This window comes from Streptomyces flaveolus (assembly GCF_000716535.1).
GTDB classification, from domain to species: domain Bacteria; phylum Actinomycetota; class Actinomycetes; order Streptomycetales; family Streptomycetaceae; genus Streptomyces; species Streptomyces flaveolus_A.
On the sequence record NZ_JNWV01000074.1, the window covers coordinates 1 to 18,408 of the forward strand.

General features: G+C 70.0%; 14 protein-coding genes and 1 pseudogene. 9 read left to right on the plus strand and 6 right to left on the minus strand.

Going from position 1 to position 18,408, the window contains the following annotated elements:
- Positions 1-48 precede the first annotated feature (48 nt).
- Positions 49-978 (minus strand): N-acetylglucosamine kinase, encoded by a 930-nt coding sequence (locus OO52_RS43955; protein ID WP_051819112.1) that lies wholly within the window; start codon positions 976-978, stop codon positions 49-51.
- Positions 979-1,103: 125 nt separating this feature from the next.
- A complete protein-coding gene (locus OO52_RS43960) occupies positions 1,104-1,988 on the minus strand; it encodes a MurR/RpiR family transcriptional regulator (RefSeq protein ID WP_051819114.1) in 885 nt (294 codons plus the stop codon).
- A gap of 164 nt (positions 1,989-2,152) precedes the next feature.
- Between OO52_RS43960 and OO52_RS43965 the strand changes: the two genes are divergently transcribed.
- From OO52_RS43965 to OO52_RS43975, 3 genes are all read left to right on the plus strand, one after another.
- Positions 2,153-2,902, plus strand: a complete 750-nt coding sequence (locus tag OO52_RS43965) for a sugar isomerase domain-containing protein (RefSeq protein WP_030658723.1) — start codon at positions 2,153-2,155, stop codon at positions 2,900-2,902.
- A gap of 73 nt (positions 2,903-2,975) precedes the next feature.
- Positions 2,976-5,000 (plus strand): family 20 glycosylhydrolase, encoded by a 2,025-nt coding sequence (locus tag OO52_RS43970; RefSeq protein ID WP_051819116.1) that lies wholly within the window; start codon positions 2,976-2,978, stop codon positions 4,998-5,000.
- Positions 4,997-6,880: an alpha-L-fucosidase gene (locus tag OO52_RS43975; RefSeq protein WP_037631097.1), complete on the plus strand. Its 1,884-nt coding sequence runs from the start codon at positions 4,997-4,999 to the stop codon at positions 6,878-6,880. The genes OO52_RS43970 and OO52_RS43975 overlap by 4 nt, the downstream gene beginning before the upstream one ends.
- Positions 6,881-7,420: 540 nt before the next feature.
- Here OO52_RS43975 and OO52_RS43980 read toward each other — a convergent pair.
- Both OO52_RS43980 and OO52_RS43985 read right to left on the minus strand, forming a co-directional pair.
- Positions 7,421-8,344: a right-handed parallel beta-helix repeat-containing protein gene (locus tag OO52_RS43980; protein ID WP_158712650.1), complete on the minus strand. Its 924-nt coding sequence runs from the start codon at positions 8,342-8,344 to the stop codon at positions 7,421-7,423.
- Between the two features lie 345 nt (positions 8,345-8,689).
- Complete coding sequence (locus tag OO52_RS43985) at positions 8,690-9,733, minus strand: SMI1/KNR4 family protein (RefSeq protein WP_037631098.1); 1,044 nt, start codon at positions 9,731-9,733, stop codon at positions 8,690-8,692.
- Between the two features lie 422 nt (positions 9,734-10,155).
- On the opposite strand from OO52_RS43985, the pseudogene OO52_RS49050 reads away from it, so the two are divergent.
- Both OO52_RS49050 and OO52_RS44005 read left to right on the plus strand, forming a co-directional pair.
- Positions 10,156-10,827: pseudogene (locus OO52_RS49050) on the plus strand (IS5 family transposase); the annotation flags it as partial.
- A gap of 762 nt (positions 10,828-11,589) precedes the next feature.
- Positions 11,590-12,081 (plus strand): nucleotidyltransferase domain-containing protein, encoded by a 492-nt coding sequence (locus OO52_RS44005; RefSeq protein WP_030658735.1) that lies wholly within the window; start codon positions 11,590-11,592, stop codon positions 12,079-12,081.
- A 241-nt stretch (positions 12,082-12,322) separates the two neighbouring features.
- Here the strand turns inward: OO52_RS44005 and OO52_RS44010 are convergent, their stop codons facing one another.
- Entirely contained in the window at positions 12,323-12,904 is a 582-nt protein-coding gene (locus OO52_RS44010; RefSeq protein WP_030658738.1) for a TetR/AcrR family transcriptional regulator, read from the minus strand.
- 166 nt (positions 12,905-13,070) lie between these two features.
- Here OO52_RS44010 and OO52_RS44015 point away from each other — a divergent pair, with 166 nt between their 5' ends.
- Together OO52_RS44015 and OO52_RS53720 are read left to right on the plus strand one after the other, a co-directional pair.
- Positions 13,071-14,012 carry an SDR family NAD(P)-dependent oxidoreductase gene (locus OO52_RS44015; protein WP_030658743.1) on the plus strand — a complete coding sequence of 314 codons (942 nt, stop codon included), beginning with the start codon at positions 13,071-13,073 and terminating at the stop codon, positions 14,010-14,012.
- Between the two features lie 33 nt (positions 14,013-14,045).
- Positions 14,046-14,153 carry a hypothetical protein gene (locus tag OO52_RS53720; protein WP_234338017.1) on the plus strand — a complete coding sequence of 36 codons (108 nt, stop codon included), beginning with the start codon at positions 14,046-14,048 and terminating at the stop codon, positions 14,151-14,153.
- 580 nt (positions 14,154-14,733) lie between these two features.
- Here OO52_RS53720 and OO52_RS44020 read toward each other — a convergent pair.
- Positions 14,734-16,179, minus strand: coding sequence for a selenium-binding protein SBP56-related protein (locus tag OO52_RS44020; protein ID WP_030658745.1), 1,446 nt, complete (start codon positions 16,177-16,179; stop codon positions 14,734-14,736).
- Between the two features lie 194 nt (positions 16,180-16,373).
- Between OO52_RS44020 and OO52_RS53725 the strand changes: the two genes are divergently transcribed.
- Both OO52_RS53725 and OO52_RS44030 read left to right on the plus strand, forming a co-directional pair.
- Complete coding sequence (locus OO52_RS53725) at positions 16,374-16,850, plus strand: DUF6882 domain-containing protein (RefSeq protein ID WP_234340005.1); 477 nt, start codon at positions 16,374-16,376, stop codon at positions 16,848-16,850.
- Between the two features lie 200 nt (positions 16,851-17,050).
- A complete protein-coding gene (locus OO52_RS44030) occupies positions 17,051-17,767 on the plus strand; it encodes a hypothetical protein (RefSeq protein WP_030658748.1) in 717 nt (238 codons plus the stop codon).
- Positions 17,768-18,408: the final 641 nt, after the last annotated feature.

Below are 18,408 nucleotides of genomic sequence, written 5' to 3' on the forward strand. Positions count from 1 at the left end.
GTGTCCGGTCCGGGAGCAACGGCTCGATCCGCGCCCACTGCGCATCAGTCAACGGCACACCCAGACCAACGACCAACCGATCCAAACGAAACTGCCTAGCAGGCCCCCGGTGGTCACGAGGGTGTCCTCCGGGCCGGGCGAGAGCGAGTCCAGGGTCATGACCAGCCGCTTCGCCGCGCCCGAGAGCAGTCGCTGCGCTACCCGGTCGCCGTTCTCGGCCGCCCGCGCCACCAGCGGTGCGAGGGAGGCCAGTTCGAGGACGGGGCGTTCGTGGACCGCCTGCACGAGCCGGTCGCGCACGTCCTGTGCGGTGGCCGGCGTCGTGGGCGCCTCCGCGGCGTTCTCCCCGAGGTAGTGCGCGAGGACGGGCGCGGTCAGGAGCGTCGGTCTGCCGCGCCCGTCGAGGGCGGCGAGCGCGCTCCGTACCGCTCTGCGCCCGATCCAGAACCCGCTGCCGCTGTCGCCGAGCAGCCAGCCGTTGCCGTCCGCGGTGGCGACTGTGATGCCGCCCGCGAGCCGGGCCGCCACGGCTCCGGTGCCCCCGATCAGGACGAGACCGTCGCAGGGGGCGCCGGGCGCACCGGCGAGAGCGATCTCGGCATCGCTGGAGACGGCGGTGACGTCGGGCCGTATCCCCAAGTCTTCGAGGGCCGCGTGCAGTGCCGAGGTCGCGTTCGCGTTGCCCGCGTTGCCGGGCAGCGCGGAACATCCCGCCATCCCGGCGACCACCGCCCGTACACGGGGCCGCAGCGGGGGCGGTGCTGCGGCGGCGATCGCCTCGCGCAGGTGCGCGGTCAGGACGTCGAGCGGGACGGAGAGGGCGTTGCCCGGCCCCGACACGCCGGCGTGCAAGGGCGGCCCGCCGTCGGCTGCCGCCCATGCCACCGCGGCGCGCGTGCGGGTGCCGCCCGCGTCGATGCCGATGACGACGGGCCGTTGCGCCAGGTCCGCCGCCTGCTCGTTCGCGCTCGTCGGCACGACGTTTCCCTCCCCGGGTGCTCCTCGGACGGCGTCCGCACAGACGCGCCTGCCTGTCCTGGCCTATGTCTTCGCAACCTCTTGCGCGTCGCGGGGGCAGGGGGCGGCGCGGTCCCCGCGGGGTGCTACTCGTGTTTGTACGGGCGGACGGCCTCGCTCGTGGCGGCCATCGCCTCCGTGCTCTGGTCGTAGGTGCGCTGAGCCACGGCGATGTAGAGCAGGTCGAGGACCGCCATCTGCGCGTGCCTGCTCAGGACGGTGTGGTGGCCGGGACCGTCGTCCGGCACGGTCGTCGCGAGCACGAGGTCCACGCGGCGGGCCAGCGGTGAGTCGGGGTCCCCGACGACGGCGACGGTCGTGGCGCCCCGCGACGCGGCCTCCGCCGCCAGGTCCGTCACCTCCCGCGTACGGCCGCTGTGGGACAGTGCGAGGAGCACGTCGTCCGGCCCGAGGAGCGCGGCCCCGGTGAGCGCCACCTGCGTGTCGCTCCACGACCAGGCGGGAACTCCGATCCGGTAGACGCGCTGCTGGAACTCGGCTCCCATGCTCCCGCTGCCGCCCGTCCCGCAGATCTCCACCCGGCGGGCGCTCGCGATCGCGGAGGCCGCCTGCTCCACGGCGTTCAGGTCGATCGCGGCCAGGGTCTCGCCCACCGCGTGCCGCACCCCGGCGGAGATCGCGGAGGCGACCAGGCGGATGTCGTCCTTCTCCGAAATGTCCCGGCCGATGTTGGCCCGCCAGGTCTCCTGCTCGGACCGGCCGGTGTCGGACGCGAGGGCGAGCCGGAGCGCGGAGTAGCCCGGCAGCGCGAGCGTGCGGCAGAAGCGGGTGATGCTCCCGGTGGACACCCCGCACGCGTCCGCCAGGTCGAGGATGGTCATCCGCGCGGCGGCCGCCGGGTCGTCGAGGATCAACTCGGCTGTCGTGCGCTGCGCTTCGGGCAGGTCCGGGAGCAGTTCGCGGATCCGGCCGACGATGCCGCCGTCGATGGCCCCAGCGGTGGTGTGCATGGCTCGGCCTCTCCCAGCCTCTCCTCGGAGTTGAAGAATTTTTCTTCATCCTGACCGCCCGAGGGACCCAATTATGGCTCGGATCCATTGACTTGTCCCGCCCCCTGCGCGCAAAGTCGTGCGGCGAAGAAGAAATCTTCTTCATCGGATGCGAAGGAGCGGATGTGCCGGACAGTCAAGAGTTCCTCGCCGCGGCCAAGGACGTCGTCGACCGAGTGGTCACCACACACACGGACGCCGTGCTCGCGGCGGCCGGTCTGATCGCGACCGCGCTCAAGGGCGACGGTGTGGTGCAGGCGTTCGGAACCGGGCATTCGGAGTCCCTGGCCACCGAGGTCGCCGGCCGGGCCGGCGGGCTCGTGCCCACCAACAAGATCGCGATCAGGGACCTCGTACTGTACGGCGGCGCGCCCGTGGACATCCTCAGCGACCCCCTGCTGGAGCGGGACCCCGCGATCGCACACCGACTGTACGAGCTCGCCGCTCCGCACCCCGAAGACGTGTTCGTGATCGCCTCCAACTCCGGCATCAACGGCTGCATCGTCGAGATGGCCCAGCTGGTCAAGGAGCACGGCCACGCCCTGATCACCGTCACCAGCCTAGAGCACACCTCCCGCGCCACCCCGCGCCATCCCTCGGGAAAGCGCCTCAGCGACTTCGCGGACGTCGTCCTCGACAACGGCGCGCCCTTCGGCGACGCGCTGCTGCCGCTGCCCTCCGGCGGCTCCGTGTGCGCCGTCTCCACGATCACCGCGGCCTACCTGGCCCAGATGGTCAACGCCGAGGCGGTGCGCCTGCTGATCGAGGCGGGAGTCACCCCACCGGTGTACCTCTCGGCCAACGTGCCCGGCGGCGACGAGCACAACAAAGCCCTCGAAGACCGTTACGCGGGCCGCATCCGCCGCGGCGCCTGACCACGACACGGCCACCGCCCGACGACCCAGTTCCGCCACGCCCGCTCATTCCGCCTGCCATTGGAGCGTGCACATGAACAGCCGAGACGTCACAGGCCCGCCGCGCCCGCCGGCGCACAGACCACTGCTGACCCGCCTCGCACGGCCCGTCACCGCGGTCCTCGCGAGCGGTGGCCTGCTCGCCGCCGCCCTCGCGGGCGCGGGCGGTGCCGCCGCGCAACCCGCGGCCCCGACCTCCCCGGCCACCGCGGCGGCGGGCCCCGCCCTGATCCCCTCCCTGCACAACTGGACACCGGGCGGGGGAACCCTGCGCCTCGACGCGCGGACGAGGATCGACACCGACGCCGCAGGCGAGCCCACCGCGCGGCAATTGGCCGGCGAACTGCGCGACACCCTCGGCCGCCCGGTCCCCGTCGTCCACGGCGCGCCCCGATCCGGCGACATCGTGCTGCGCACCGACGGCACGCGCGGCGACCTCGGCTCCGAGGGCTACGCCCTCCGGATCGGCGACCAGGTGCGCATCACCGGCCGCACCGCCACCGGCGTCTTCTACGGCACCCGCACCCTGCTGCAGCTGCTCGCCGAGAACCCGGCCCTGCCCGAGGGCATGACGACCGACGTGCCGTCCTCGGGCGAGCGCGCTGTCGGCGTGTGCGCCTGCTACACGTACAACACCGATGCCTGGATGACACGCCTGATCAAGGACATGGCGTACCTCAAGCTCAACACGCTCCACCTCGAACTCAAGGTGAAGAGCAGCGAGTTCCCCGAGATCAACACGTTCTCGTACTACACGCCGCAGGAGGTGCGGCGCATCGTCGCCACCGCGGCCCGCTACCACATCACGGTCGTCCCGGAGATCAACTCGCCCGGGCACATGGACCCCTACCTCACGCCGTACCCGGACCTCCAGCTCACCGACACGAGCGGCAAGCCGGACCCGTCGCGCCTCGACATCACCGACCCCGACGCGTTCACCTTCTTCACCCACCTCGTGGACACGGACCTGCAACTGTTCCCCGGGCCGTACTTCCACATGGGCGCGGACGAGTACATGATCCGCTCGGCCTACTCGAACTACCCGCAGCTGCAGGCCTACGCGCGCGGCAAGTTCGGCCCCGACGCGACCCCGCAGGACGCCTTCGTCGACTTCGTCAACCGCGTGGACGCCTACGTCCGGTCCAAGGGCCGCACCCTGCGCATCTGGAACGACGGCCTGACCGGTGAGAACACCATCCCGCTCAACAAGGACATCGTCGTCGAGCACTGGCTGCCGGAGAAGGAGACCTCGCAGCAACTCCTCGACGCCGGCTACCGGGTGATGAACGCCACCGACGCCATGTACTACGTGCGCGGCAGCTACAAGCCGGACGCGAAGAAGCTGTACGACACCGTCTGGTCGCCCGTCGACTTCGCCGACGGCACCGTCACCGGCCACCTGGAGAACCTCACCGGAGCCGAGTACAACGTCTGGCCCGACAACTACGGCAAGGAGACCGAGAACCAGACGCAGCAGGGCGTGTTCCCCTCACTGAGGGTCTTCGCGCAGGCCGTCTGGGGAGGTCCCAAGCCCGAGCCGGACTACGCGTCCTTCAGCGAGCTCGCCGACACGCTCGGACACGCCCCCGGCTACGGCCCCGCATGGGTGCAGCCGCTGAAGGCCGGAACGTACCGGCTGCGCGCCACCGGCGGCGCGCTGGGGGAGGGCACCTCGCCGGCCGCACCCGGCACGCCCCTCACGGCCAACGACGAAACGGCGGCCACCACGTGGGAGCTGCGGCCCACCGACGACGGCTACTACCAGCTCGTCGCCCAGGACAGCGGACTGTGCGCCGACGTGTCGCGCGGCACCGCCAACAACATGCACGTGGTCGAGCAAGCGGGCGCGGCGGCGACCGCGGAGACCTGCACCGCCACCCCGTCCCAGAGGTGGCAGCTCGAACCCGTCCCCGGCGGCTACCGCCTGGTGGACGCCATCACCCAGCAGACCCTGGTCGCCGGCGCGGACGGCTCCGTCGTCCAACAGCCGCGCGACGTGGCACGGCACGACGTATGGAGCATCGCCCTGGCCCCCGCACACCACGGAAGTGACTCATGATCAGCCGCAGAGAACTGCTCGTCGCGGGTACCGCGGTCGCCGCCGCGGGTGCCTCAGCCGCCATGCCGGCCGCCCCCGCGGACGCCGCGGCGGCGCAAGGTCGCGCAGGCGGCCGGACGAGGCCGGCGTCGGTGGTGGCGGTCGACCCCGCCGACACCGCTCAGGAGATCATCGCCAAGGCCGCCGCGATCGTCCCCAGGCCGCCCCAGGTGGCCTGGCAGACCCGCGAAGTCACCGGCTTCACCCACTTCGGGATGAACACCTTCACCGACCGCGAGTGGGGCTCCGGCTGCGAGGACGAGGCCACGTTCGCGCCGTCCGAGGTCGACATCGACCAGTGGATGCGGGCCTACCGCGCCGCCGGCATGAAGCAGGTCATGCTCACCGCGAAGCACCACGACGGCTTCGTCGTCTACCCCACCCGCTACACCAACCACTCGGTCATCGCGTCCCCCTGGTGGTACCGGGGCGTCCCGGACGCCGAAGCGCGCGCCGCCAGGGAACGGGCCGCCGCGGAGCGGGCCACGGATCCGTGGGCGTACTGGCGCATCCGCAACGCCGGCAACGTCAACCCGGACGGAGACATCCTCGGCACCTACCTGCGTGCCGCCCGCAAGGCGGGGCTGAAGGTCGGCGTGTACCTGTCGCCGGCCGACGGTGCGGAACTGCCGCACGCGTGGCACGAGACGTTCGTCGCGGACATCGTCGCCAAGCACGACGCCGGCGGCTCCCTGAGCATCGAGGAGCAGTCCACCTACGACGACCGGGACCGCGGCCCCGCCGGTATGGGCCGGTACGGCAGCGGCAGCCCGGTCACCGCGCGGACGATCCCGACCCTCGTACCCGGCGACGACCGCACGGACGCCATACGCTCCGGGCGGCTGCCCAGCTTCCGCGTCATGGCCGACGACTACAACGCGTACTACATGAACCAGTTGTACGAGCTGTTCACCCAGTACGGGCCCATCGACGAACTCTGGCTCGACGGCGCCAATCCATGGAGGTCGAGCGGCATCAGCGAGGCGTACGACTTCACGTCCTGGTTCCGGCTCGTGCACGCGCTGTCGCCCGACACCGTCACCTTCGCGGGGCCGCAGGGCACCCGCTGGGTGGGGAACGAGGGCGGCAGCGCCCGGCTCACGGAGTGGAGCGTCACCCCGGCGACCGCCGACCCGGCCACCGCGCACGGCGAGACGCTGCTGCCCGGCGGGCCGCAGGCCGCGGACATCGGCTCAGACGCGGTGATCACCGGCCCGGGCGTGAAGTTCCTCCAGTGGTTCCCCGCCGAGGCGGACGTCTCGATCCGACCGGGATGGTTCTGGCACCCGCACGAACACCCGAAGACCGCAGAGCAGTTGGTCGACCTGTACCACTCGTCCGTGGGACGCAATGCGGTGCTGCTGCTGAACGTGCCGCCGAACACCTCGGGGCGCGTCGATGACGCGGACGTGACATCCCTGACCGGCTTCGGCCAGGCGATCGAGGACCTGTACCGGCACAACCTGCTACGCGGGGCACGCCCCACCCGCGTCGCGGAGGCCCTGACCGACCCCCACCTGGGCTCCTCCTGGTCTCCGTCGGCAGGAGCCACCACCGGAACGCTGGAGCTGACCCTCAGGAAGGCGACCGCCTTCGACCGGATCAGACTGGGTGAGGACATCACCCGCGGGCAGCACGTCCAGCAGTTCGCCGTCGACGCGTGGACAGGCACGGCCTGGACCACCGTCGCCACCGGCACCACCATCGGCTACGCGCGCATCCTGCTGCTGCCCGCACCGGTGACCGCGGACCGGATCAGATTCCGCGTGGTCCAGTCCCGTGCCACCCCGCACCTGTCCACCCTGGGCCTGTACTTGAAGGATCCGGCCGGAGTCCGGTGACCTCCGGGCACCCCACCCGCCCCCCGGCCGGGCGGCTCCCGGCCTGGGGCAGGGTGGGATGCGTCGGTCCGCGTGCACCCGCCACCCGCTGCCAGCCGCGGCGGTAACACCGCTCATCGCTTGTGCGGCCCCCGCCAGTCGCGGAGAAGCTTCGGGCGGTGTGGACAGGGCGCTCATCCGGATCACCGGGCGCTGTGTCCGCTGTCCTCGACGCCTGCCCCAACGTCCCCGTCACCGTCACCACCGCACGCTGACCCCGGCCCGCCACCCGGGGGAGCACGGCGCGCGCTGCCGGAGCCCTGCCGGCAGCAGCGCGTGCCCCGGTGCTGCCGGCAGCCCTCGCTACCCGTACCCCACACCGTCACCCGGAGGCAGCCCGGACATCCCCGCGCCCAGCGCCGCCGACCGGGTGGAATCAGTGGCTCCTGGAACCATGCCTTCGTCACAGTGCTCATTCGCATACCCTGCGGACGGGATCACCGTGGCGTCGGCGGAAGCGGCGGTTGGACTGCTTGCGTCCGGCGGCGCGGCTCTTCGCGGTCAGGCCTTTGTGTTCCCGGTCTCCGTGGGGATCGCGGCAGGGCAAGAGGTCATGCCTTTGACTGCGCCACTCGTGACGATGATGCCTGGTTTCGTCTCGTCGGACATGGTGCCGTAGGTGTTGTTCGTGACCGCGTTCCGGGCGCCGCAGGGGAAGCTCCCGTCCGAGGCGTGCACCCAGTACGAGACCATGGCGTTCGTTCCTGACCGGCGGAACTGGTTGTGGTCGATGAGGTTGTCGCTGCTACTGCGCCGCAGGCGCACCGGGTCACCGGTGATGCCCTGGAAGGTGCTGTTCTTCACGGTGTTGTGGTGGCTTCGTTCGGCGATGTAGACGCCGTGCATGCAGCCGGGGCATTCGCTGGCGACGTCCTTCAGGTAGAGGAAGGAGACGTTGTCCACGATGTTGTACGACGAGCCTGCGTTCATGTGGATCCCGGCGTATCCGTCTCCCGTGCCGGCGTAGGCGTTACCGATGAAACTGAACTGAGTGCCGGTGAAGGTGTTCCGGTCGTTCTTCAACAGCACGCCGCCGGTCCGGTAGTACTGGATGATCAGCCGCTTCATGTGAATGCGCGGCCCGTCGGCTGCGACCTTGAGGAAGTAGTCGAGGTGTCTTGCCCCGTTGGTCCCCTTGATCACCGGCGCGCTGCTGCCGCCCACCCGCGTGAAGGTGATCGACTTCTGCTTGTACGCCTTGCCCAGCGAGAAGCCCGCCCCGGGCCGGTAGGTGCCCCCAAAGATCCGCACCGTGGTCAGGTTCCTGTTGTTCCTGACGCGTTTCAACGCCTCCCCGATGGTGCGCACCGGCTGGCTCTTCGTGCCGGAGGCCGAATTGCTTCCCGTGGTGCTCACGTAGACGCTGGTGGGTGCCGCGCTGGCGGGGGTGGCGGTGACGAGGCTTGCCGTGCTGATGACGGCCATGAGGCCGGCGACCGCGAGCTTCCGCATGCTGTCTGCTCCTTCGCGTGGATCAGTATCGGGCTACGGGTCATGACCGCCCGGGACGGCGGGACGATCCTGCGGGCGGCGACCCCGCCCGGCAAGGAGAACGGCAGAGTCCCCATCCGTCCCACAGGCTGAAGGGCGGAATGCGGACACGGCAGATGTATGCCTCTGCCCCGTTCTGGGTGTTCGGTATTCCGGATGCTCTCGATGCGGTCTGCTCACCCGATGCGGCACGGCACATGAGCACCAGGGGAAGAGTGGCCGGAAGATTCCGCGCTGTTTGTGATGGACCGGCGTACTCCTCACGAAGGTAGGCAGCCCTTAGCCGGAGGTGCGGCGGCCGTTGACAACAGCGCGTACGGCGCGGTCGCCGCGAGGGTCGGCCATCAGGCGGGCGATGTCCCACCACCGCAGCAGCAGCGCCGGGTAGTGCGGCGGTATCGCGTCCATGAACTCCCGGTCGAACCGTGCGCGGACACTCTCGTGGCGCAGGGCGGCGCGGATGTCGTCCATGGACGGTGGGAGGTGGCGGATGGCGGGCGGCAGCGTGGCTTCGTACTCCGGCGCCAGCTTGCGGCCGGGCTGGACCATGATGTTCCCGCCCAGCGCGGCGGCAACGTCGTCCTCCAGTTCCTCTTGGGTCTGCACGGCACGTTCCCACCAGTAGTCCCGGAAGGCGGCGACGGCCTCGGGGTCGGACAGGTCGAGGGCGTCGCGCTGCTTATCGAATTCCGCGCCCTCACCGCCGGGCAGAGCTTCCCGGATCGCGCCGAGAGTCTTCGCGGGATGGCGCGGCGGGGCCTGGCCAAGGTGGCGCACCCACTGGTCCCTGCGCTCCTCGTCGGAAGGAGGCCCCCACACCAGGGCGCCGCCCATCATGCCGGGCTTCTCCGGGCCGGCCGCCGCCAAGGGGGCTTCCAGGCTGACCGCCATGAGTTCCAGGTAGGCGGGCAACGACTCGTACTCCCGCTCGCGCTCCCCGAACCTGGTCCACTTGCATACTTCCCCGGTCTCACCGTTCAGGTAGAGGCCGTAGACGGTGTCGTGGGGGTTGAAGGAGCAGAACGGTATCCACGATGGCTTCCACAGCACCAGGGCGTCCTCATCCTCGCCGTTCTCCTCCTGGAACCGCGTCTGCATCTGGTAGACCTCGATCACGGCGCCGAGCGGCATCAGAGCCCAGTTGCCCAGCATGAGCCCCGAACCGGCCACGCCGTCCTCACCAGCGGACAGCCGCCACAGTGCCTTCAACTCCTGTGGAACGCTCACGCCGAGGGCTTGTTCGAGAGCCACGATCTCGTCGTCGGAGGCGCCGGGCTTGAGGGCCGTGTACGACGGCGGGGCGTACTCGGCCAGCCATTCCACGATCCGGCTCCATGCCCGGGTGACTCGCACATCTGCTGGTGTGTCAGTGGTCATGTCACCACGCTCGCATTGCGCCCCGACCCATCACACAGCGGGGCCCGAGCGCCATACAGGGACCGTCAGACATGGCGGTGGCGAGCAGTGAGTCTGGTTCTACTGCGAGCTCGATGCGGAAAGCTGGGTGATTCGGCAGATCGAGCTCCGAGGAACCGGAGCTGACTCTGATCGCGGCCGCCTCCCTCCTCGAATGGCAGCGGGCCCGCGACGCGCCGGTCGTCTGCCCGAGTACGACGGCAAGTTCGGGCGCACCGCGGAACTGTCGGCCTCAGAGTGGGAAGGACACGATCCGCAACCGCTGACCTGCGAGGAGTTCGAAGAGGGCTAGCGCGTGTCTCTTTGGTCGGTAAGTCGGTTGATCGGATATGCCTGTCCGATTGGTGATCACTGATGCGATGTGGGACCGGATCGAGCCGTTGATGCCGGCCGATCCGGTTCGTGGCCGGCGGTGGGCCGACCACCGTCGCACTCTTGAGTGCTATCGCCTGGAAGTACCGCACCAACTCCCCCTGGCGGGACCTGCCCGCCGAACTCGGCCCGTTCCAGACCGCCCGCAAACGGCTGATCAGGTGGGCCGTCGACGGCACCTGGGAGATGATCCTCGCCGCTGTCCTGTCGGCGGCGGACGCCGACGACGACATCGACTGGACGGTGTCGGTTGACTCCACGGTCATCCGGGCTCACCAGCACGCCGCCGGGGCACGTAAAAGGGGGCGGCCCGCTCCGGTGAACCAGCCGACCACGCTTTCGGACACTCTCGCGGCGGGCTGAGTACGAAGGTGCACCTGGCCGCGGACGGCGGGGCACGGCCTCTAGCCTTCACCATCACCGCAGGTCGGGCTGGTGACGCACGTGCCTTCGAGACCGTGATGTCCCGCATCCGCGTTCCGCGCAGCGGCCCCGGAAGGCCACGAACCCGGCCCCTCGCGGTGCTGGCCGACCGGGCCTACTCCTCCCGCGCCATCCGCAGCCACCTTCGGCGCCGGGGAATCCGGGCGGTGATCCCGCAGCCTTCCGACCAGATCGGCCACCGCCTGTGACGGGGCCGACAAGGAAACGCCCCGCGCTCCCGGCGAGCCGTCCACATTGATCGGGCGCCGCCCCGGGCGCGAGGACACGCCTTGCGGACAGGCTCGGACCGGAGGGCCCGTCCGTGCGGACAGAGACTGTTCACGCGAGGTGAACCCGGTTCTTGGTCCGGCCCGTTATCGGAGCAGGACGTCAGTACCACACTTCGAACGCCGACTGCCCCACCGTCCGACGATCGGCGAGACAGGGACTCAATAGTGGCCACCGAGAAACAGCTGCGCGGGCTCGTATACATGGGTCTGTTCCCGCTGCGCGTGATCGCATGGATCTACTGGCTGCTCATCGGCTGGATGATTCACCGGCCTTCCCGCGAAGAGCGCGAAGCGCTGCACAGCGCACGACGGGCGGCCACCGCTACCCCTGGCTCTGCCTCGGGCTTCGCAGGGCGCCGACCTGTCGACAGCGTCTCAGCAGGCGACCGATAGCGACGATCACGCCTTGTGCGTTAGATGACGGATGTGACTTCTGGTTGGCGGTTGTCTGGTCTGGTGACTGTGTGTTGCGGTCACGTTCGGGATACGTGCCGACCGCGTACGCCGGACTGCCGTGCTGGTCGGGTGGTTGTGGGTGGCCCGGATCCATTGTGATCTGTGTGGGCTTGACCAGTTGGTTATGTCGTACGGCGCCGATGATGCCGTAGGCGGTCGGCTCGGCTGCGGACAGGAAATCGTTCGCGGCCCTGACCGGACGCCTCTAGCCTGCGTCAGGTGATGACAGCTGACGACGTGTTGCTGGTCCTCACCCGGCTGCGACAGGCGAAGGCGGACGTCTGGGTCGGTGGAGGATGGGGGATCGACGCTCTGGTCGGCGAGCAGACGCGAGACCACCGCGACCTGGACTTGATGCACCGGCAGGACCAGGAAGACGCCGTGTTGGCCGCCCTCCACGAGGCCGGTTTCGTTGAGACCCTGGACTGGAGGCCCGTCCGATTCGTCGTGACGGCACTGGACGGACGAGAGATCGACCTTCACCCGCTGGTCTTCGCCGACGACGGCTCAGCGGTGCAGGCGTCACTCGAACCCGAGCGTCCGTTCACCTACCCGCCCTCATGCTTCGTGACGGGCACCATCCATGGGATGTCGGTCCCGTGCTTGTCCGCCGAACAGCAGGTCTACTTCCATCAGGGCTACGAGCCCTCGGAACGTGATCGTCACGACATGGCACAACTTCGCCGCGCCTTCGGCATCGCAACGCACTTCTGATCCACGTCGGCGGACGGCGACCCTCCAGCCGGAGCCGCGTCATGCCGCTGCCGGACGGCGAGCTGGCGGCCGTCAGGGAAGAAGGGCACCGAGTAGACCTCGCCACCATTGTCAGTTCGCCAGGCCGAGAACCAGCGGTCTGCTGCGAGGGCCGGACAGTGGCGAGCCGCGCAGAACGGACTGTCCGTCCGTCCAGAAGGCTCGTCCCGCTCGCTGAAGATCGGCGCCGGGTCGGATGTGGCTATGCCGGACCCCGCGCGGTCCCGAGGTAGGCGGCGAGGCCGTCGAGGAGCAGGACGATGAGCCGGGAGGCGAGGTCGCGCTGGTGCTCGTGCCCGCTGATGAGGGTGATTCCCCCGAGTGCCATCAGGACGTCGTTCGGCTCTGCGTCGTCGCGCACCTGCCCGGCTGCGATCCCGGCCTCGAGCAGTGTCGTCACGGCCTCACCCAGGGCGTCGCGGCTGTGCCGGCGCAGGCCCTCGCGGGCGGCGAGGATCGCGGGTAGTGCGTCGGCCATGCCCTGCTTGGTACGCATGTAGTCCACGAACGCCTCCGCCCACTCGCGGAGTGCGGCCAAGGGCGAGCGGTCGGCGAGCAGCTCGCGGGCCGATGCGCACAGCCGGTCGGTCTCATTGCGGTAAGTGGCTTCGATGAGGTCTTCCCGGGCGGGGAAGCGGCGGTAAAGGGTTCCGATGCCGACGCCGGCCTCGGCGGCGATCGCCTTGAGCGAGGCGTCGGCGCCCTGCTGTGCGAAAGCGCGGGCTGCCGCCTCCAGCAGGCGGTCGTGGTTGGCCTGGGCATCGGCCCGCAGTGAGCGCTGCATCACCCCTCCTTGCAAGCGGAGTCGGCTCCGTTTACAGTTCGACACATAAGCGGACCCAACTCCGCTTACTCGCCATCGTAGGCGACCGTTCCGCACCCGCCCCACCTCACGAGCGCGCAGTCGCCGGACACTCCCGGCCGCGCATCCATCACAACAGGGACGAACCATGACGCACAGCCTCACCACACCCTTCGGCGCGCAGTCGACCGCCTCCGAGGTCGTCGCCGGCATTGACCTCACCGGCCGTCGCGCCGTCGTGACCGGCGCCACTGGAGGCCTCGGGCGGGAGACCGCCCGTGCCCTCACCTCGGCGGGCGCCGAGGTGACCGTCGCGGGACGCACCCTGGAAACCGCTGCCGCTGTCGCGCAGGAGATCACCGCCGAGACCGGCAACAGCCTGACGCGGGCCGCTCGGCTGGACCTCGCCGACCCGGCATCCGTCGCCGCCTTCGTCGCAAACTGGCGCGGACCACTGCACATCCTGGTGAACAACGCGGGGATCATGGCCACCCCCGAGCTGCGCACCCCTGCCGGCCGGGAGTTGCAGTTCGCGACCAACCACCTCGGCCACTTCCTCCTCACCACGGGCCTTCACGACGCCCTCGCGGCGGCGCGCGACGCCCGGGTGGTCGTCGTCAGCTCGGTCGGGCACGTCAACGGCCCCGTCCGCTTCGACGACCCCGACTTCACCAAGGAGCCGTACGACCCGTGGCTGGCGTACGCCCAGTCAAAGACGGCGAACGTCCTCTTCGCCGTGGAGGCCGCGAAGCGGTGGGCCGCCGACGGCATTGCCGTCAACGCACTGAACCCCGGGCGCATCTGGGAGACCGGCCTCGGCCGCCACATGGACGCGCCGCCCGCCTCCTTCGATCCGGCGGGCACCTCCGGCGTTTCCGAGAAGAACATCGCCCAGGGTGCCGCGACCTCGGTCCTGCTGGCGGCGTCTCCCTTGGTCGACGGCGTCACCGGCCGGTACTTCGAGGACTGCCAGGAAGCCGCACCGCACACCCCCGGGGTACGCCGCGGTGTCGCCGCCCACGCCATCGACCCCGACAGCGCCCGCAAGCTCTGGGACCTGTCGATACGACTGACCACCCGCGACCGGTGAGTCCGGCTCCAGCCGACCACGGGGAGAAGCCAGGTGAGGACATGGTGGAACGACTACCGCGTGCTGCGCCGCAGCCACGGGACGATGCACTACAGGCACCCCCTCGTCGGCCACCTGCACTTCTCGTACGAGTCGCTGTAGCCACCCGCCGACGACAACTAGACGCTGTGCGTCCACATCCTGGAGCCGGGCTCCGCCACGGCCGAGTCCCCGCGCATCCTCAGTAGCTGGGCCATCGGCACCGCACCCGCCCGCCACCCGACCGGCCGGTCCCGGCGGAGCAGCTGCTCCGCCGGGACCTGAAGCTGAGCAGATTCGGGTACCGGAGGGATGGAGCCTGGGCGGCGGCCGGGACCCGGGCGTCCCCGGACGGGCAGGCCCGGCCGCATAGGGATCGTGACCCGGCGACGTCCGCCCCGGCGACCATGCGCAGCGATGGCCAAGCCGGTCCAACCATGCACGCCTTTTCCTGTATACACGCCTTTTAAAGTTTCAGGGGGTAGCCGGACATCCCTTCCAGTGACGTGGCTGTCAGGTCCGGCCTCCCCGGTCTCGCCGCGCTCTGGGCTTGCTGACTGGTGGTGATCTCCCACAGGTTTCCCTGATGGGCTGCGGTCCGGAACTGCCTGTCGAGCGTGGGGACGGTTCCTCAGCCCGGCACCATTCAGGCGGCGGGCCGCGCGGGCGGTGCCCTGGCGCACCAGTGCTGGCCCGGACGTGGTTACCGGCCCTGGGGGCAGCGGCGGTAGCAGTAGGAGTCGGAGGAGGCGTCGCCGCCCTGGAGGCGTGTCTGGTGCACGCGCAGGCCGGCGAAGTCCTCGCCGTGGGGGAAGAAGCGGCCGTCCACCGACAGGCCGCCGCGTGAGGTATCGGCGTCCAGCTTGACCATCCACGGTTCGATGCCCGCGGGATAGAACTGCTCGTCCCAGGCGGCGTACAGGGAGTTCGTCAGGTAGACGCGCTGCCCGTCGCGGCTGACCTCGACCATCTGGGCCCCGCCCGTCAGCGGTACGTCGGGCGCTGCGGGGTGCGGCCGGCGGGCGGTGATGCCGCCGAGCCGCACGGCCGCGGTCCGCCTGGGTTGCCGCGGGTCGCTCACGTCGTACTGGATGAGGTCGCCGGTGCCCCACGCAGAGACGTACAGCCACCGGTCGTCCACCGAGAGGTCGATGTCGGTGATCAGCGGGGGCACGGCGCCGAACGGCTTGAGCGCCGGGGGCAGGTCCTCGGCCGGGGCGGGCTCGGCCGGGAGGGTGATCACCTTGGTGACGTGGAAGTCCTCGCCGTCGCGGTGCCACCGCCACACCGAGGCCGACAGGTCCTCGACGTCGACCACGGTGTTGGTGAACCCCCAGGTGGCCTCGGGGTCGTGCGCGGGACGCAGTTCCAGCACCATCTGGTGGGCGTCGCCCAGGTCGACCTGCTGCAGGTGCCGGCCGGTGCCGAGTTCCCAGAAGTGCAGGCAGTGGCCGTAACGGCGCCCCAGCAGCAGGTCGGGGACGAGCCCGTCCTCGATCATGGAAGGGGTTCCCCACTCGCTGGTCACGGCGATGTTCTGGGCCAGGTGCCACCAGACGTCGTAGGCGAGATGCTGCGGCCCGCGCTCGCTCTCCCAACCGCGCAGTACCTCGAAGCTCTCGTGGTCCAGCAGAGCCACGCCGCCGGGCCCGTCCGCGCCGTCCGCGCCGCCCAGGCAGGACAGGAAGACGCCGTCGGGACCGCAGTGCAGGGTGTGGGGGCGCGAGTACCCGGCCCGGGCGGCCAGTTCCCCGGGCTCGACCGTCTTGACCAGGCGGGGGCGGGCCGGATCGGGGACGGTGTCGAAGACGTGCAGCCTGGAGGAGCGCAGTCCGGGGACGAGGAGATAGCGGCGCGTGGCGTGGTGGTGACCGGCATGGGCCAGCGCGCTCGAGCAGGCGTTCCAGCCGAAGTGGTGCAGTTCGTTGCCCACGCCGGGCACCTCGGCGCGGGCGATCACCCGGCCATACGCCGGGGAGCCGGGGTCGGTGCCTACGGTGAACAGCGCGTCCGGACGCGCTCCGGCCGGGTCGAACCCGACGACGTAGGCGAGTCCCTCCCCGGGCGCGGCGACGGCGTCCGCCGGGGTGCGGTACAGGGTCGGATCCTGGCGGCCGTCGTGGTCGTGCGGGTGCTCGGTCGTCGTCATCGTGTGTTCCCCACTCGGCGAACACAGGGCCAAGGACCGGGTGAACCCCCGTCACGGACGGGCCGGCTCTCTCGTCCGCCGTCGATGTGCGGTGAGGGACGGATATGCCACTGATTCCGAGCGTTTCACAGTCCCCGGGTCCCTGCCACGGCGCCGGCCGCGACAGCGCTGTCGGCCACCGAAAACCAGGGCCGATGACGTCCGGTGCCGGCGCGCTCCTGGTGTTGGGCGATCACGTAATTCCCCGGCCGTTCGGTCATGTGATTCCCCACCTTGTCGGTGGTGGGGTGACGGGCGTGAAGGGCATCGTCGACTGGTCATGGGCGTCCGGCAGACTCCGCGGCATGGGAATGTTCAAGCGGGCCAATGAGGCGGAGAGTGCTGGTCAGGCTGGTGAGAGAGCCGAACTGAACGTGCTCCTTCTGCGGGGCGAAGACATGATCGAGCCACTGGCTCGTGCGCACATGTCCTGGGGGCTGGGATCGGCGGACTGCTGGGATCTGGACCAGACGACCGGCATGATCACCTGGACCTTCCACGACAAGACGGCGACGCCATCTGCCCAGATTCTCGGCAGTTTCAGCCCGGACCCTCCTCCACAGCAGTGGCCTATGGCGGCCATCTCTTCCAATGATCACATCAGGGGAAAGGTGCGGAGCACGCCACGATAGCCAAAGCCCGAGTGCCCATTGGCTTCCGTACCCGGGCTGTCCTCCCACGCTGACACCGCCCGTCGGCCCCGCGCGTCGGACCAGGCAGGCGGGGGAGAGCCGTACTCGGGGTAGATGCTGGAGGTGCCCGGTGGCCTGCACCGCTGAAGGACGCAGGCGTCGTGGCGCTGTCAGTGGCGCGACCGGAGGGACCAGTCGGTATGGCACGTACGCGTGCGGAGGCGAGCACCAGGCATCCCCGGCACGAACGCAGGGGCGAAGTACGACTGCCTGCGGTCGTCGCGACGCTCGCCGCGATCTCCCTGTACCTGTTCCTGCCGCAACGGCTGCTGGTCGCTCCGCGCTACGTACTGCCCGCCCTGGAGTGCCTGCTGCTCGTTCCGCTGATCGCGATCAACCCGAAGCGTCTGACCCGGCAGACGAAGGCGTTCCGGGTGCTTTCCCTCACGCTCGTGGCGGTCATCGCCGTCAGCAATCTGGTGGCGCTGGTCATCCTGATCCACGAGCTGGTGTACGCCGGGGTGAAGGACGGCCGGTCCTTGCTGGTGGCGGCGCTACAGGTGTGGCTCACCAACATCATCGTCTTCGGCCTGGCCTACTGGGAGCTGGACCGCGGCGGCCCGGTCAGCCGCACGCAGGCGCCCCGCTCGGCCCTGCCCCTGGCGGATTTCCGTTTCTCGCAGGACGAGAACGACGACGCCATCCAGGAAGTGGCCGACGGCGCCAGCGGCGTGTCGGACTGGGTCCCCACCCTCGCGGACTACCTCTACGTGTCCGTCACGAACTCCACGGCCTTCAGCCCGACCGACACGATGCCGCTGTCGACCCGCGCAAAGCTCTTGATGAGCATCCAGAGTGTTTCCGCCCTGTTGACCTCGCTCCTCGTGATCGCCCGGGCCGTCAGCATCCTGCACTGACCGGCCGCGTGGCTCAGGCCTCTTCCTTATGAGGCGGCGGGGCCGTACGGCCCCGGCGGCCTCGGCCCGCCGGTCTTCGACACGTCCTGGCGGACGGCACCGGAAAGCGTGTCCGCCGCTCCCGACAGCACGCCCTTGGCCTGGCCCCCGGAGCGGCCGAGCTGACCGCCGATCACCTCGGGCAGCCCGGCCAACTTGTGCGGGCCCGCCGCGAAGTGCAGGCAGTTGGAACCGGTCGAACTCGGCGTCGTCGTCCTGCGACCAGCCGAGGGACGCCTCGTGGCCGGGGCGCTCCCGGCTCCGTTCACCCCCGGCCAGCCGGGTGTGGTTCCCGGGACCACGAGAGACGGGCCTGGAGCGCGTGGAGCGCGGCATACAGCTCAGCGACCTGTGCGCTGCGCGACGAGCAACGGGGAGGGCGGTTCGCATTGAGGCGTGTGCAGGCGAATCATTGCCGGTGACGCTTGCGTGACCGATGGCGCGGCCTTGGCTTCAGGACCTGCTGTCGGCTGCGGCATGCGCTCTTGCCAAGATGCTCGCGGCTGGGTCACGTCCGCTGGAGTGGTGTATCGACGGCCACTCGGTGATCTCGTTTTGAGGCTATGCGGTGAGTTCGGTGGGCAGGACGGTGTCGTCGGTTT

Coding starts and splice junctions, on each gene's coding strand:
- OO52_RS43960 (WP_051819114.1), bottom strand. CDS start 1,988: ATGCACACCACCGCTGGGGCCATCGACGGCGGCATCGTCGGCCGGATC.
- OO52_RS43970 (WP_051819116.1), top strand. CDS start 2,976: ATGAACAGCCGAGACGTCACAGGCCCGCCGCGCCCGCCGGCGCACAGA.
- OO52_RS43975 (WP_037631097.1), top strand. CDS start 4,997: ATGATCAGCCGCAGAGAACTGCTCGTCGCGGGTACCGCGGTCGCCGCC.
- OO52_RS43980 (WP_158712650.1), bottom strand. CDS start 8,344: ATGGCCGTCATCAGCACGGCAAGCCTCGTCACCGCCACCCCCGCCAGC.
- OO52_RS44005 (WP_030658735.1), top strand. CDS start 11,590: ATGACAGCTGACGACGTGTTGCTGGTCCTCACCCGGCTGCGACAGGCG.
- OO52_RS44010 (WP_030658738.1), bottom strand. CDS start 12,904: ATGCAGCGCTCACTGCGGGCCGATGCCCAGGCCAACCACGACCGCCTG.
- OO52_RS44015 (WP_030658743.1), top strand. CDS start 13,071: ATGACGCACAGCCTCACCACACCCTTCGGCGCGCAGTCGACCGCCTCC.
- OO52_RS44020 (WP_030658745.1), bottom strand. CDS start 16,179: ATGACGACGACCGAGCACCCGCACGACCACGACGGCCGCCAGGATCCG.
- OO52_RS53725 (WP_234340005.1), top strand. CDS start 16,374: ATGACGTCCGGTGCCGGCGCGCTCCTGGTGTTGGGCGATCACGTAATT.
- OO52_RS44030 (WP_030658748.1), top strand. CDS start 17,051: ATGGCACGTACGCGTGCGGAGGCGAGCACCAGGCATCCCCGGCACGAA.